The sequence below is a fragment of the Clostridium sp. UBA1056 genome (genome assembly GCA_002316385.1).
Taxonomy (GTDB): Bacteria; Bacillota; Clostridia; order Clostridiales; family Clostridiaceae; genus Clostridium_J.
Map to the genome: position 1 here is coordinate 664 of DCDL01000027.1, position 15065 is coordinate 15728.

At 32.8% G+C, this 15065-nt stretch carries 15 protein-coding genes; all 15 read right to left on the reverse strand.

Annotated features, from left to right (window positions below; translation table 11 throughout):
* Positions 1-65: 65 nt before the first annotated feature.
* The 15 genes from citF to truA all read right to left on the reverse strand — a co-directional run bounded on the left by citF (position 66) and on the right by truA (position 15053).
* On the reverse strand, positions 66-1604 hold the full coding sequence (gene citF, locus B3W71_RS08995; RefSeq protein ID WP_346888617.1) for a citrate lyase subunit alpha: 1539 nt from the start codon (positions 1602-1604) through the stop codon (positions 66-68).
* 20 nt (positions 1605-1624) lie between these two features.
* Positions 1625-2494, reverse strand: a complete 870-nt coding sequence (locus B3W71_RS09000) for an HpcH/HpaI aldolase/citrate lyase family protein (protein WP_346888618.1) — start codon at positions 2492-2494, stop codon at positions 1625-1627.
* Between the two features lie 11 nt (positions 2495-2505).
* Positions 2506-2769 (reverse strand): citrate lyase acyl carrier protein, encoded by a 264-nt coding sequence (gene citD, locus B3W71_RS09005; protein WP_346888619.1) that lies wholly within the window; start codon positions 2767-2769, stop codon positions 2506-2508.
* A gap of 118 nt (positions 2770-2887) precedes the next feature.
* A complete protein-coding gene (locus B3W71_RS09010) occupies positions 2888-3445 on the reverse strand; it encodes a Fe-S-containing hydro-lyase (RefSeq protein WP_346888620.1) in 558 nt (185 codons plus the stop codon).
* A 16-nt stretch (positions 3446-3461) separates the two neighbouring features.
* Positions 3462-4304 (reverse strand): fumarate hydratase, encoded by an 843-nt coding sequence (locus B3W71_RS09015; protein ID WP_346888621.1) that lies wholly within the window; start codon positions 4302-4304, stop codon positions 3462-3464.
* A gap of 162 nt (positions 4305-4466) precedes the next feature.
* Positions 4467-5711, reverse strand: a complete 1245-nt coding sequence (locus tag B3W71_RS09020; RefSeq protein ID WP_346888622.1) for a methylaspartate ammonia-lyase — start codon at positions 5709-5711, stop codon at positions 4467-4469.
* 71 nt (positions 5712-5782) lie between these two features.
* Entirely contained in the window at positions 5783-7237 is a 1455-nt protein-coding gene (locus tag B3W71_RS09025) for a methylaspartate mutase subunit E (RefSeq protein WP_346888623.1), read from the reverse strand.
* A 21-nt stretch (positions 7238-7258) separates the two neighbouring features.
* Entirely contained in the window at positions 7259-8653 is a 1395-nt protein-coding gene (glmL, locus tag B3W71_RS09030; RefSeq protein WP_346888624.1) for a methylaspartate mutase accessory protein GlmL, read from the reverse strand.
* A gap of 70 nt (positions 8654-8723) precedes the next feature.
* Positions 8724-9137, reverse strand: coding sequence for a methylaspartate mutase subunit S (gene glmS, locus B3W71_RS09035; protein WP_147520526.1), 414 nt, complete (start codon positions 9135-9137; stop codon positions 8724-8726).
* Positions 9138-9155: 18 nt separating this feature from the next.
* A complete protein-coding gene (locus B3W71_RS09040) occupies positions 9156-10127 on the reverse strand; it encodes a GntR family transcriptional regulator (RefSeq protein WP_346888625.1) in 972 nt (323 codons plus the stop codon).
* A gap of 141 nt (positions 10128-10268) precedes the next feature.
* Complete coding sequence (gene cwlD / locus B3W71_RS09045) at positions 10269-11030, reverse strand: N-acetylmuramoyl-L-alanine amidase CwlD (protein WP_346888626.1); 762 nt, start codon at positions 11028-11030, stop codon at positions 10269-10271.
* A 98-nt stretch (positions 11031-11128) separates the two neighbouring features.
* Positions 11129-12751 (reverse strand): Na/Pi cotransporter family protein, encoded by a 1623-nt coding sequence (locus tag B3W71_RS09050; protein WP_346888627.1) that lies wholly within the window; start codon positions 12749-12751, stop codon positions 11129-11131.
* Between the two features lie 571 nt (positions 12752-13322).
* A complete protein-coding gene (rpsI, locus tag B3W71_RS09055) occupies positions 13323-13715 on the reverse strand; it encodes a 30S ribosomal protein S9 (protein WP_346888628.1) in 393 nt (130 codons plus the stop codon).
* Between the two features lie 26 nt (positions 13716-13741).
* Positions 13742-14176, reverse strand: coding sequence for a 50S ribosomal protein L13 (rplM, locus tag B3W71_RS09060; RefSeq protein WP_147520521.1), 435 nt, complete (start codon positions 14174-14176; stop codon positions 13742-13744).
* A gap of 142 nt (positions 14177-14318) precedes the next feature.
* Entirely contained in the window at positions 14319-15053 is a 735-nt protein-coding gene (truA, locus tag B3W71_RS09065; protein WP_346888629.1) for a tRNA pseudouridine(38-40) synthase TruA, read from the reverse strand.
* Positions 15054-15065 lie beyond the last annotated feature (12 nt).

The following is a 15065-nucleotide window of genomic DNA, read 5'->3' on the forward strand; positions in this document are numbered from 1 at the left end:
CTTATTCAATATTTATTTAGATCAGTTTATTTTGCGAAAGCCCCTTTTTATTTTAACTTATATGATTATAATGTCTTTCTAACTACATCTATAACAGTTCCATCTCTATATTCTACAACTGCAACTATATCTTCAGATAATTCTATTGCTTTAGGAGTTCCTGTTATTTTTTCAGCTATTTCCTTTAGCTCTTCTATAGTTACCACATTAAGTTTTTTTGCTTTTAATTTTTCAATTAAATCAACTCTCTTAGGGTTCACAGCTATTCCTCTTTCAGTTACTATTACATCAATAGTTTCCCCTGGAGTAGTTATAGTAGTTAGCTTATCTTTTATTATTGGTAATCTTGCCTTAGTTAGCTTTGTCACTATTATAGTAAGTTTAGAACCTGCTGCAGTATCTGCATGACCGCCAGAACCACCCATTATAGTACCATCTGAAGCAGTAGTAACATTTACATTAAAGTTCGTATCTATTTCTGTTGCTCCAAGTATTACTATATCTAAGTTATTTACCACAGCTCCTTTGTTATGAGCATTTCCATACATAGAAGCTGACATGGTTATATGTTTTTTATTTTTAGCGCAAGACTCTACTGCCTTTAGATCAAAGCATTGTACATCTAGTAAGCTATCAAATAATCCTTCTTCAAACATATCTACAATGTATCCAGTTATTCCACCAGATGCAAAACTACCTTTGATTTCATTCTTCTTCATGTATTCTCTAAGTTCTGCAGCTACAGCTAGAGATATACCACCGGCTCCTGTTTGAAATGACATTTCATCTTTAACAAGCCCTGAAGCTATCATAGCGTCTAAAGCATTCTTTGCAATTTTAAGTCCAATAGGATCTTTAGTAATTTGTGTAGTTCCTGATACTATTCCTGCTGGATTTCCTATAGAATCTACTTTAACTACATAATCCACATAAACTTGACTTATTTCTATTGGAGAGTTTGGATATGGTACTAGATTATCTGTAATAGCTATTACAGTATCTGCATATTCTGCATCAGAAACTGCATATCCTAAAGCTCCACAGGCAGATTTGCCAGTAAGACCATTTATATTCCCATACATATCACTAGAAGGTGCTCCTAGAAATGCTATATCTATGTGTAAATCTCCACTTTCAATAGCTCTTGATCTACCTCCATGGGTATGCATTATAGCAGGATATTTTAGCTTTCCTTCTGAGATAGCAGCTGCTACAGGACCTGATATATAGTTTGCATATATTTTAGATACAGTTCCATCTTCAATATATGCAACTAATGGCTTATGAGTTGGAAATATAGAGCTTGCTGCTACAGTTAAATCTTTTATACCTCTTTTAGCAATGGCCTCTAAAACCATATTAAGAATATAATCCCCATTTCTTAAGTGATGGTGGAAAGATATACACATTCCATCCCTAAGCTGTACTTTATCTAAAACCTCATCTATGGAGTTTACTAACTTTTCATCTCCTGGAACTACAGGTTTAATTCTTGCTGACACACTTTTTAAAGGCTCCATATTTTTAAAAGCACCTTCAAAAGTCTTTACCTGTCCGTATCCTTCTATATAATCTGGAATCTCTCTTCCTAATATATTTTTCATGTTATCACCTCAATCCCTCATTAAATAAGACCTAGTTTTTTACTTAAATCTACAGTAGTTTTTGCTCTATTTATAACTGGTGCATCTACCATTTTACCATCTAGAGAAAATACTCCTTTGCCTTCCCTTTCGGCTTCCTCCATAGCATCTAGTACTCTTTGAGCATAGATTATCTCTGCCTCAGTTGGAGCATATACTTGGTGTATAGTATCAATCTGTCTTGGATTAATTGATGCTTTTCCAGTCATTCCAAGGGATTTTGCTAATAAAGTATCTTTCTTTAATCCTTCAAAGTCATTTGTGTCTGTAAAAGGAGTATCAATACTATCTACTCTCATGGCCTTGCAAGCTACAGCTACTCTATTTCTAGCATAAAATATTTCATTACCTTCTTTAGTTCTCTTAACACCCATATCAGAGGTTAAGTCTTCTCCACCTAAAAGAACTGCTACTACTCTATCTGAAGATTTTATAATACTATATACATTTTCAACACCATAAGCGCTTTCTACTATTGGTATTAATTTTATAGCCTTATCTTCAAAGCCTTCTTCTCTTTCTATTTTATCAAGTCTACTGCTAATTTCTATAAGTTCATCCTCTGTTGCCTTTGGAACCATTAATGCATCTGGTTTAACTCTAGCAATAATATCTATATCTTCATTAGAAAACTCTGTAGTAAGTGGATTTATTCTAACTACCACCTCTACTCCAGTATAATCAACATTTTTAATTGCTTCTCTAACAAGTATTCTAGCACTATCTTTTTCTGTAAGACTTACTGCATCCTCTAAATCAAGAATTATAGAATCTGAACCTAAGATTGCAGCATCTTGTAGCATTCCTGGATTGTTTCCTGGCATAAAAAGCATAGTTCTTCTTAATTTCATATTTACACCCCCTACTGCGCTCTTTTTACTGCAGTTTCAACTCTAGCTCTTATTGTATAGTCAAGAGCTCCTTTATCCTGAGCTTTCACAATAGCATCTTTTACTTCTAAAGCTTCTAAAGTTTCTCTAATAGCTTTTTCTATTTCTGCTCCAAATTGTTTCATAACCATACTTTCAAGTTCTATGGCTATCCCACCTTCTTCATTAGGCATGATTATAACATATATATCATTGGATTCTAGAGTTCCAGCCTTTGAAATTTTGTTAATTACCATCTAAATCACCTCTACATGTAGTAATTCTTAAACTAAATATTATAAATTTATTTCTATAATACTTAGTCCTAAAAGATAATATTAACTATAATATTATCTATCTATTACTCTCTTCAATTTATTTTTTACTGTTTAAATAAGCTTCTCTACCTACCTCATATAAGTTATTTCCTTCCGAATCTATAACTACAACTATAGGTAAATCTTCTACTTCAAGCCTTCTTATAGCTTCAGCTCCTAAATCTTCATAGGTAACTATTTCTGCTTTCTTTACACACTTACCAATAAGGGCTGCAGCTCCACCAATAGCTCCAAAGTATACGGCTTTATTTTTCTTCATAGACTCTACCACTTCACTATTTCTTAACCCTTTTCCGATCATACCTTTTAAGCCATGATCTAAAAGTGCTGGTGTATATGCATCCATTCTATAGCTAGTAGTTGGACCTGCTGAACCTATAGCCATTCCTTCCTTTGCTGGAGTTGGTCCCACATAGTATATAACAGCATCCTTCACATCTATAGGAAGCTCTTCTCCTTTTTCTAAAAGCTCTGCAAGTCTTTTATGAGCAGCATCTCTTCCTGTATATATAACTCCACTTAATAAAACACTATCTCCAGCTTTTAAATCTTTAACTTTTTCTTCTGTAAGTGGTGTAGTTATTCTCTTTTCCATAAACCTTACCCCCTAATTATAGCTCTATCTCTGCATGTCTTGTAGCATGACAATTAATATTTACAGCTACTGGAAGCCCTGCAATATGAGTTGGATATGTTTCTATATTTACAGCTAGTGCTGTTGTCTTCCCACCAAAACCTTGAGGTCCTATACCTAGTTCATTTATCATAGTTACTAGCTCTTCCTCTAACTTTGCATAGAACGGATTTTCATTTCTTACATCTATAGATCTAATAAGTGCCTTTTTAGCAATTGTTGCAGCCTTATCAAAGGTTCCTCCAATTCCTACACCAACAATTATTGGTGGACATGGATTTGGACCTGCTTCTTTAACTACTTTTATTATAAAATCCTTAACACCTTGAAGTCCATCTGAAGGCTTTAACATTTTTATTTGACTCATATTTTCAGAACCAAAGCCCTTAGGTGCTACAGTAATCTTTAGCTTATCTCCTGGGACTATATTGTAGTAAATCATAGCTGGAGTATTATCCTTTGTATTTACTCTATCTAATGGATCCTTAACTACAGATTTTCTTAGGTATCCATCCTTGTATCCTTGTCTTACACCTTCATTTATAGCATCTTCAAGAGATCCTTCAACAACTTGAACTTCTTGACCGATTTCTATAAATACACAAGCCACACCAGTATCTTGACACATAGGCATATCTTCATTTTTAGCTATATCAGCATTTACTAATATTTTATTTAATATACCCTTTGCAATATCCCAATCTTCTTCCTCATGAGATTTTATAAGTCTATTTTTTATATCACTACCTAAATAGTAATTTGCATCTATACATAATTTTCTTATAGCTTCTGTTATCTGTGAAACTTTAATTTCTCTCATATATAATCCTCCTAAATCCATTAATTAAATACATTATTTATAAGGCTAATTTACTAATGCAGTTTTATTAAAATCCCATGAATAATATTTTTCATTTATATAATTATCATAAGTAAAAAGGCAGTTCTCAATTAAACCGCCTTTTACTTTATACCAAGTGTATTATTTATTTCTTCTATTTACTAAGGCAACAACCCTATTCATTTCATTGTTTACTATCATGTAACCTTCATCAACACCCATACCTGGTTTAGCTAGGCATTGATCTGCTCCACAAGCCATAGCAATGTTAGTGCAAACTTCTGCTGATCTGTTTGTTTCATTACATGTTCCACCACAGTAAGCTCCAACATTTTTCTTCTTACAGTATAGTATAGCTTCTATTGTATTATTTACTCCTCCAAGGTCTGGAGTTTTTATTTGAAGCATATGTCCTGAATTGTTATCTGCAAAGAATGCTACATCTTCATAAGTGTTACACCATTCATCTGCAACTAATTCTACGTTGATATTTCTGTTATCAAGTTCAGCTGTTAGCTCTCTTAAGGCTTCCATTTGTCTTTCTCTATGCTCTACGTCCATTGGTCCTTCTATTCTTAATTTAAATGGTTTAGCAGCCTCTTCTAAAGTTGCTATGTAGTCTGCCATTGCTTTTGTATCACAATCAAATGCAACTCCTATAGTTCCATAAACATCTATATGGAATATTGGATTATAATCTTCACTAGTTCTTAATTTTAAAACTCTATCACTTAACCATTTTACATATTCAAGAAGTTTTTCACCTTTTAAGCCTAACTTCTCTTCTACGTTATTAATTAAAGCATGAGGTAAAACGTCCGCGCCTTTGATAATCATCTTATCAGCATTGCTATATCTGTCATCTCCTGACTGAGTAAATATAGGAATTCTATTAATTTCTACTCCTGTGTTATATTCATCTCTTACAACTTCAGCCATAGTAACTTTTTTAGCTTTAGCTACACCATCAAGGATAGCTTGAGTTATTCCATATCTAATAGCTGTATGAAGTCTTTTTCCACTTACAGTCATTTTATCAAACTCTTCAGCTAGGCTTTTAAAGTTGTTTAATTCTCTACCTATAAGTTTTGGTGCTATTTCCTTCTCTATAACTGGTATAAAGTCTTTAGCTAAGAATAATGGGTCACGTCCACCTGCTCCTGAATATTGAACAGCTGCACAATCTCCGTGTGCTACTTGGCCATCTTCAAGTATTAACATTACAGATATAGATTCTCCTGCTTGTCTTATAGACGTAAATCCTTCAGTAACTGGCTCCCCAACATAAGTAAATCCATCATGACCAGCTCCAGCTTTTATAGCTCTTTGGTCATCAAAATAAAATCCAGTTCTCCCTGCAGAACACACTACATCAACAATTTTCATTTAAATACACCTTGCTTTCTATAATTTAAGAATTTTATATTAGTTCATTGTTAGCTTATAAATCTTATATACTATTTTTCTGGTCTTCCAACAAGTTTTCCTTTTCCTACAGCAAATATATCATCTATAGTCATTTGGAATCCAACTGGACGATTTTCGTATCTTCCTCTTTCGTCTAACTTCTTCATATTGAAAGCTTTAAGCTCTGCTGTAAATGGAACATTTCCAAATTTAAGGTATCTTACTGCTCCATTGTTATCTCTTGCAGGCATCATTTTACCAGCATTATATTTGCTTGGTGCAAATGGAATATCTATAACTCCCATGTCAAATCCCTTAACAGCACCCTTAGCTAAATCACCGTTTCCTACTTCGTATAGCTTATCTACCATGCATCTTGTTTCAGCTTTAATTATTGCAATTTCAGTTCTAAGCTCATCAGATAAGTGCATTTGTTGACCTTTTAATAAATTTAATGTCATTTTGGTTGCTCTTATACCTTGAGCATTTGCTTCTTTAGTTGGTATTCCTATAGCTTCGTGTGGAGTTTTAACTATAACTTTTGTAGCTCCTGCTAATGCTGCAGCTGCTGCTCCTGTAGATATAACCCCAAAAGCTTTAGCTTCATCAGCTGGGAATCCTCCCATCCATTGGTGGAATACTGTTGTTAAATAAACATCTCCATATCCATAAGCTCTTAAGTAATCACTACATTGCTCTTCTAGAGCTCTAATTGCCGCTACATCTTGTATTAAGTTACCACACTGGCCATATCCAACTGTAATATTTTTAACACCTTGCTCTGCTGCAAGTAGTGCCTCTACTATTGCAACTGCATTAGATGTACTTGGTGGTACTAAAGTTCCTGTTAATGGACCAAAAGGCTCTCTATTTATCGCTATTCCCTGCTCTTCATAAAATCCTACTAATCTATCACAGTATTGCCAATCAAGAATAGTTTTTTCTAATGTAACACTTTTAGCGTATGGTATATTGTATGATATACCACCACCTTCATTTGATGTCCAACCTGATGCATGAGTAATTTCTGCAAGTAGTCTACCATCTGGAGTACCGTGTCTTGATTCTAATGGTAAGTTTACAGATTCAAAAACTTGTCTACATCCTTTAACACCATGGTTAACTCCTGGGAATCCATTAAGAAGTGATCTTCTAGCTTTTATACTTTCTTGTATTCCCACTTCACATTCTTCATATCTATTTTGTCTTGTATAACTATCTATTGTTGATGGTAAAAGGTCTGCTCCACCTTCTTTATCTAAATAGTTTAGTAGTTCTATGTGGCTATCTAATAAAGCTACACCGGCCCTAGGTTGAGCTAATGTTATGCCCGCTTCCTTTGCTTCAATTAATTTCTTTGCAAAGTTTTTATGTGCTGGAATTTTTTTGTTGTAGTCTATAGCCTCCTGTAAATCTACTTCTTTACCTGTTGGCCATTGTGCTAAAACCTCTTCTCTTGTCTTAAAAAACTCTTCCTCGGTCCACTTTTTGTTTTTTAGTTCCACTTTAACTTACCTCCTAGTAATTTACACTTCCACTAAATATTTTTTCATTATTCTTACTGCCTTATCGGGATAGTCCTGAGCTAGCAAACCCATTGATGATAATATATAAGTCTTATCCACTAAAGTTTTTGGATTTCTAGGCCTTAAAGATGTCGCATTCTCCTTCTTAAAGGTTCCTGCTTTTAATATTTCGCCTGGATTCTTGCTATGAACTAAAACTCCTCCTGTACCAATAATATATTTTACATCCATAAGATCTTTTCCTAATTGATTGTATACAGCTCCCATAGGAGTATATATGCACTCAACGGTACCACAGTGCCTTTCCATGGAAAGCTCTGTAGCTGCCTTTGCCATAGCTTCATCAAATTTTATATCTTCATCTGTTTCAGGTACCATTTTGATATTTCTATTTCTATATTTACATCTTCCTTCAATGTCTATCTTTCTATCTTTGTCATTTAAATATGCTCTAAGCTTTCTACTACCTGCCGCTTCCCAGAGGGACACTGCTGAATATCTCATACCTAAATCCCCTTCTACAGTTCTCTTAGCAAAAGGTTCTTCTAGTCCCTTCATGTTTACTCCACCCTTAGTTGGCTCTCCATATCCAATAGAGTGTACATCAGTAGTAGCTCCACCTATATCAACAATAATTAAGTCTCCTATACCTTCTTCTTCATCAGTGCCTTCACCTAATACTCTAGCTGCTTTAAGTACAGCTGCTGGTGTAGGCATTAATATTCCATTTATATAATTTTCTGCATTGGATAGTCCTTTTGCATCGGTTATCCTATTCATGAATACCTTTCTTATCTCTTCTCTTGCTGGCTCTACATTTAGAACATTTAGTTGTGGCATAACATTTTCTGTTATGCTGAAATAGAATCCTGCTTTTTCAAAGATATCTCTTATATCATCATTAGCACTTTTATTTCCTGCCACAACTATAGGAAGATTAACATCTAAATCTACTAACATTTTCGCATTATGTAGAATACATTGTTTATTTCCTCCATTAGTCCCACCAGCTAAAAGAATTATATCTACATCAGAATTTTTTATTTCTAATACTTCATCTCTAGTTAATTCATAACTATATACTTTTATAACTCGAGCTCCTGCTCCTAAAGCAGCTCTCTTAGCTGCCTCTGCTGTAAGGTCTGGCACAAGTCCAATTGCTACCATCTTTAAGCCTCCAGCTGCAGATGAACAAGCAAGTTTTTCAACGAAATTTACTTCTTTTCCCTCAAGCTTATTCACGAGTTTGTCATAAGCTTTATTAAATCCTATCATTATGTCATCTTCGATAGTTGTTATATCCTTGGCTGTAGCTAATATTTCTTCATTATCTATATCTACTGCAGTCAATTTGGTATAAGTACTACCAAAATCTAAAAGTAAATATGCATTCATTTAAATCACTCCAGCTCTATTATAGTCCCAAGTAAAATTTACTTCAGTTAATTATTCTATGTCTTTAAGTCTATTCTATTCCTAAATCTTCTTTTAAGTCATGGATAGTAGTGTCTATACTTGTTCCTGGTGGATAAACCCTATTAAAGCCCATTGCTTTAAATCTTGAATGAACCTCATTCCAATCTTGTTTACCTACAACTATATTACCACCAACGTATATAAGAATATCTTTCAATCCTGCTTCATCACACTTTTCTCTTAATCCTCTACAGTCAATTTCTCCATGTCCATAAAGAGAAGAAACAATTATTGCATCAGCATTTGTTTCTACCGCAGCATTAATAAAGTCTTCTTGTGGTGATAATACTCCGATATTGATAACTTCAAACCCTGCTTCTGTCAATGCATAATCCATAATTTTGTTACCAACAGCATGGCAATCTGCTCCAATAACACCAAGAACTAATGTCTTCTTTTCCATTTTTTAATTCCTCCTGAATTAATTTTTTTGATACTTTAATTCTACAATTTTTGACTTAAGTGCCTTCACTGATGTGGAGTCTAAGTTATAAGAGAATTCTATAAGCTCTTTATTATCATTATTTAGCTTACATACATCCTTATATCTACCAGGGGTTACTATTAGTACCTCCGACTTATCAATTACATCTTGTAATTTACCTTCATCAGTTATACTAAAATATTCAACTGATAAATCTCCAAGACCCGCATTATCAAGTGCTGACTTTATTTTAAATATAAACTCTTCAGATAAACAAATAAACGTAAATTTTGTTTCTGAAGGATGTCTAGCAATTCTTACAATGGACTCTAAATTAGGACTTACTGCTACTCCAAGTATTTCCTTTTTAAATCCTGTTAAAAATCCATATACATCATTTACATGATTAAAAGGTGATATTATTACTTCACAAGTCGAAAGCTTGTCCTTTGTGTCATCATTCATTTTCTCTAAGTCTGTTAAAGTGAATGGTATCGTATTCATATTTGTTATTGAGGTTATTTCTTTACTAAACATTCTTGCCTGCTCAATATTACATTCTACAAATGCTGAAGTAACTTTATTCATAACATCCTTTTTCTCATTAACCCTGTTTGTTACTATGTCTAAAAAATCATCTGGATCTATACCACATTCTAAAGCTTCTTCTAGGGCTAAATCTACAAACTTATTTATCTTTCTTCTACTATCATAACTTTGCCACGATACGACTTCTTCAGCTACAAATGTACCTTTTCCTCGAATAGATTTTAATACGCCCTTAGCTTCTAGTTCATTATAGGCAGCACTAATGGTATTTCTACTAACTACTAGCTCTTGAGACAATTCTCTTTCCGTAGGCATCTTACTTCCTACTCTTAAAGTTCCGTCCTTTATAAGACTCATTATCTGCTTTTTTACTTGGATATAGAGAGGTATCCCATTTTTCTTATCAATTGTAATGTTCAAAATTTCATCTCCTGACCCATTGGACTAATGGCTTAATCCAATCCTTAATCATAATATCATATGGACTAATCATTTGCAATTTTACATTCTTTTATATTCTATAAAGAGCCTACCTTTTATAAAAAAAGTAGGCTCTTATCTTTAATTTGCTCCTTCTTTCAAGTAAATGCTTATAGATTCAGCTAAAGCATCTGCTATCTTTTTTTGATAATCCTCATCCTTTAATTTCTGACACTCTTCAGGGTTACTTAAGAATCCACATTCTACAATAACTCCTGCCATATTATCATTTCCTCTTAATACCTTATATTGAGTTCCTGCAGCCTTTGCTGCACGTTTATTGGACTGGTCCAATTGATCCCTTAATGTGCTTTGCATGATATTGGCTAATCTAGCGCTATCTTCATAGTTGGAATACCATACTTGAGCACCTTTGCAATAAGATTCAGGAAATGTATTTAAGTGTATACTAACAAATACATCACACTTTGTTTCTTCTTTTAAACTAACTCTTTTATTTAAATCCTCATGCTTTTTCTCTTTAACTGATTTTCCTTCAGTATAAAGCCCTACATCCTCTGTCCTTGTAAATTCAACCTTATATCCTTGGCTCTTTAAATTTGCACCTAATAACAATCCAATGCTCAGGTTTATATTTTTTTCCGGAGTTCCATCTTTAGATGAAGCACCTCCATCCATTCCTCCATGCCCAGGATCAATGAGTATTACCTTATTTTCTCCTTGATTAGATTCAGCATTTTTATAAGTAGTAACAACGTTATTCACATTAATTACAGACATGCATATGAATCCTAAGATAATTACCGTAACTATAGATATTAATTTAGTGTTCTTAATGGTTTCTCCCACCTTTTTTATTACTCTGTAATTATATTTATTCATTAAGGTCTACTATTATTCTTTTACTCATATAAATAAGAAACCTTTTAGAAATATTATATAAAAGGTTTCTTACTTTAAATTATAAAATATTAGTTATTTTAATTTTCATATATCATTTCTGCTATATTTACTGAGTGGTCTCCTATTCTCTCTAAATTACTTATTAAATCTAAGAAAATTGTTCCTACCACAGCATTACATACTCCAGTACTTAATCTCTTTATATGTGATGCTCTTAATTCTTTTTCAAGAGAATCTATTCTATCTTCTATGCCTCTTATACCTGCAGCCTTCTCTTTATTATAGTTTTTAAAGCAATCTATACTCATCTCCACTGCACTTACAGTATAATCAAACATACCTTTTATTTCATTCAGAGCTTCTGGAGAGAAAGTTAATCCTTTAGCTATCCTCTCACTAGCAAGATCTGCAATATTCTCTGCATGGTCTCCTATACGCTCTATATCATTCACTACATGGAAGTATGCAGCTAGCTCAGCTCTCTGCTCATCACCTAAGTCTGAGTTAGATAACTTAACTAGATATCTTGTAATATCATGTTCTAATAAATTAATTATTCCCTCATTACTATATGCTAGCTTTATTAGCTCTTCATCACCTTGTAAAAAAGAATTCATAGCTACTTTTAGATTTTCCTTTGCTTTTTCAGCCATTCTTGCAACTTCGTTAGTTGTTTGTCCAAATGCTATTGCTGGAGTTTCTAGTAATCTTTCATCTATATACTTAACTCCTGGTACATCCTTCTCATCTTCACCAGGAATTATCTTATTAACAAAAGCAACAAGATATTTAATTAAAGGAAGTAATAGTATTGTGTTTACCACATTGAATAAAGTATGAGCATTTGCTATTTGTCTTGGTATAGCTTCAGGTCCTACATTTGGACTTATTGCTAAAACTATATCTGATAGTAAACTAACTGGAATTATTAAAAATATAATAGCTCCTATTAAGTTAAATAGTAAGTGGATAACCGCCGCTTTTTTTGCAGTTATTGAAGTTCCTATACTAGATATTAAAGCTGTTACACATGTACCTATGTTATTACCTAATAATATTGGTATTGCCACTGTTAATGGTAAACTTCCTGTTGATGCTAATGCTACTAGTATACCTGTAGAAGCTGAAGAACTCTGAAGTACAGCAGTCATCATCAATCCTATTAAAAGTCCTAGTATCGTATGTCCTTCTAGCTTTAGTATTAAGTTTGTAAAGAACACTGAGTCCTTAAGTGGCGACATTGCTCCTGACATAAGTTCTAATCCTAAGAATAGAACTCCGAATCCAAGAATAATTTGACCTACCTCTTTTACTTTTCTTTTATTACAGAAAAGTATCATAACTGCACCAATAGCTAAAAATATAGGTGCAAAAGCATCAAATTTGAACGTTATTAGTTGAGCTGTTACTGTAGTTCCAATGTTAGCTCCCATTATAACTGAAGTTGCTTGATATAAATTCATAAGTCCTGCATTAACAAACCCTACAATCATTACTGTAGTCGCACTACTACTTTGAATAATTGCAGTAACAATTGTACCTGTTAGTACACCTTTTATTGGATTAGATGTTATTTTATCGAAAATGCCTTTCAGTTTATCTCCTGCTGCATTTTCAAGGCCATCTCCCATCATTTTCATTCCATATAAGAAAAGCCCTAACCCACCTAAAAGATTAATAATCAAAAATATGATATCCATCAATTTACCTCCCACAATAAATCTCATTCCACAATATGTATCTTTTCTTTGCTCATTAAAATTCCATATTAATAATACACTATAATCGAAATCATGTTAATACTTATTTACATTTTTAACATGGATTTAACATAACTTTTCTCTAAATAATCATTTATGTAAAAATTTTCGTAAAAATTTTAAATTTATTGTCGTTTTATATAATTTATCTTACGTTTAGCCTACTCTATAAAAACCTTGATCTCTATAAGTATAAGAGATAAAATCTTATACGAGTCTAAAGATAGCTAGATATAGAACTACTCGTTCTATGGCCTCTCAAGGAGCATATGATTATGCACATAAGCTATGTGGGAGGTTATAGTTTTAATAACCCCAATATTTGTTATTGAGAAAAACTTCAAAAAACTTATATGAGTTCTACTGAATAAAATTCATTAATATTCTCTAGTGTAATCTAGGATTGCTAACAGATTTAATGCATAAACTTTACTAAAATTTATTTAAAATAAAAAAATAAGGAGTATAATACTCCTTATTTTTATATAACATACAGTTGTATGTACAAATACTATCTTTTTGAGAACTGAGAAGCTCTTCTTGCTTTTTTAAGACCGTATTTCTTTCTTTCTTTCATTCTTGGGTCTCTTGTTAAGAATCCAGCTTTTTTAAGTTCTGGTCTTAAGCTCTCATCAGCTTTTAATAAAGCTCTTGATACTCCGTGTCTGATAGCTCCAGCTTGACCTGTGAATCCACCACCATGTACATTAACTAAAACGTCGAATTTATCTTTAGTTCCTGTTAATACTAATGGTTGGTTAACTATGAATTTTAATGTATCTAATCCAAAGTAGCTATCCATATCTCTTTTATTTATTACAACTTTACCTTCACCAGGTACAAGTCTTACTCTAGCAACTGATTTCTTTCTTCTACCTGTTCCAAAATGTTGAACTTTTGCCATTATTTATTCCTCCTTACAATACTATATTAGTATTTTAATTCTAATACTTCTGGTTTTTGAGCATGATTCTTGTGCTCTGGTCCTCTGTAAACTGTTAGCTTCTTAGCCATTTGTCTTCCAAGAACTCCTTTTGGAAGCATTCTTCTTACAGCTTCTTCAAATACGAATTCTGGTTTCTTAGCTAATGCTTCTCTGTAAGGGATCTCTTTTAATCCGCCTGGATATAATGAGTGATGTCTTAACATTTTTTGATCTAATTTCTTTCCTGTTAAAACTATCTTCTCTGCATTTACAACTATTACATAATCTCCAGTATCTACGTTTGGAGTAAATTCTGGTTTATTTTTACCTCTTAATATAGAAGCTATTTGACTTGCAGCTCTACCTAAAGTCATTCCTTCAACGTCTACTACATACCATTTTCTTTGTATTTCACTTGGTTTAGCTAAGTATGATTTCATCTTACTACCTCCCTGATTTTTAACAATTATAATTCTATGGATAAAGATCCGGGGCTAATGGATCTTACTCACAAATATTTATTATACGAACAAAATTTATTATAATACAATTTCCCGGGTGTGTCAATGATTTTAAATATTATTAATAATAAACTTCAATTAAACATAAGCCCTGTGGTGGACATGTTTTTCCTGCTTTTTTTCGATCTCTACTTAATATTATTTTAGGTATATCCTCTCCTTCTATTTTACCGCTTCCTACATCTATAAGAGTTCCTATTATGATTCTTGCCATATTATATAAAAATCCATCGGCTGCTATATATACTTTTATATATTCCTCATTTTTAATTATATCTACTCTACTAATAGTTCTTGTAGTAGTTTTAACTGAGCTTCCTATATTCCTAAAAGCTTCAAAATCATGAGTTCCTATAAAAAATTTTGTTGCATCTTTCATTTTTTCTATATCTAGACTCTTTTTATAGTTATATGAGAAATTTCTATATATAGGCATTCTTACTTCTGTATTTAGTATTGTATAGCAGTACATTTTTCCTTTAGAATTATATCTAGAATGGAAATCATCATCACCCTGCGAAGATTTAATTACAGATATATCTTCTGGTAATGTATGATTTAATGCTTCTCTAAATTTTTCTGCAGGAATATTACTATCAGTCTTAAAATTACATACATATCCTTTAGCATGAACTTTACTATCAGTTCTGCTACAACCCACAACGTTAACTTTTTCACCAGTGAGTTTATAGATTGCCTCTTCAACTGTTCCTTGAACAGTTTCCCCCTTGGGCTGCTTTTGCCATCCCATATAATTTGTTCCATCGTATTCTAGCATCAACTTAATATTTTTCATATACATCCCTTT

Excerpts from the sequence above, each read along its gene's own strand:
- glmL (WP_346888624.1), bottom strand. The coding sequence starts at position 8,653 with ATGAATGCATATTTACTTTTAGATTTTGGTAGTACTTATACCAAATTG.
- citF (WP_346888617.1), bottom strand. The coding sequence starts at position 1,604 with ATGAAAAATATATTAGGAAGAGAGATTCCAGATTATATAGAAGGATAC.
- B3W71_RS09020 (WP_346888622.1), bottom strand. The coding sequence starts at position 5,711 with ATGAAAATTGTTGATGTAGTGTGTTCTGCAGGGAGAACTGGATTTTAT.
- B3W71_RS09010 (WP_346888620.1), bottom strand. The coding sequence starts at position 3,445 with ATGGAAAAGAGAATAACTACACCACTTACAGAAGAAAAAGTTAAAGAT.
- rpsI (WP_346888628.1), bottom strand. The coding sequence starts at position 13,715 with ATGGCAAAAGTTCAACATTTTGGAACAGGTAGAAGAAAGAAATCAGTT.
- B3W71_RS09000 (WP_346888618.1), bottom strand. The coding sequence starts at position 2,494 with ATGAAATTAAGAAGAACTATGCTTTTTATGCCAGGAAACAATCCAGGA.
- rplM (WP_147520521.1), bottom strand. The coding sequence starts at position 14,176 with ATGAAATCATACTTAGCTAAACCAAGTGAAATACAAAGAAAATGGTAT.
- B3W71_RS09050 (WP_346888627.1), bottom strand. The coding sequence starts at position 12,751 with ATGGATATCATATTTTTGATTATTAATCTTTTAGGTGGGTTAGGGCTT.
- glmS (WP_147520526.1), bottom strand. The coding sequence starts at position 9,137 with ATGGAAAAGAAGACATTAGTTCTTGGTGTTATTGGAGCAGATTGCCAT.
- truA (WP_346888629.1), bottom strand. The coding sequence starts at position 15,053 with ATGAAAAATATTAAGTTGATGCTAGAATACGATGGAACAAATTATATG.
- cwlD (WP_346888626.1), bottom strand. The coding sequence starts at position 11,030 with ATGAATAAATATAATTACAGAGTAATAAAAAAGGTGGGAGAAACCATT.
- citD (WP_346888619.1), bottom strand. The coding sequence starts at position 2,769 with ATGGTAATTAACAAAATTTCAAAGGCTGGAACTCTAGAATCCAATGAT.
- B3W71_RS09015 (WP_346888621.1), bottom strand. The coding sequence starts at position 4,304 with ATGAGAGAAATTAAAGTTTCACAGATAACAGAAGCTATAAGAAAATTA.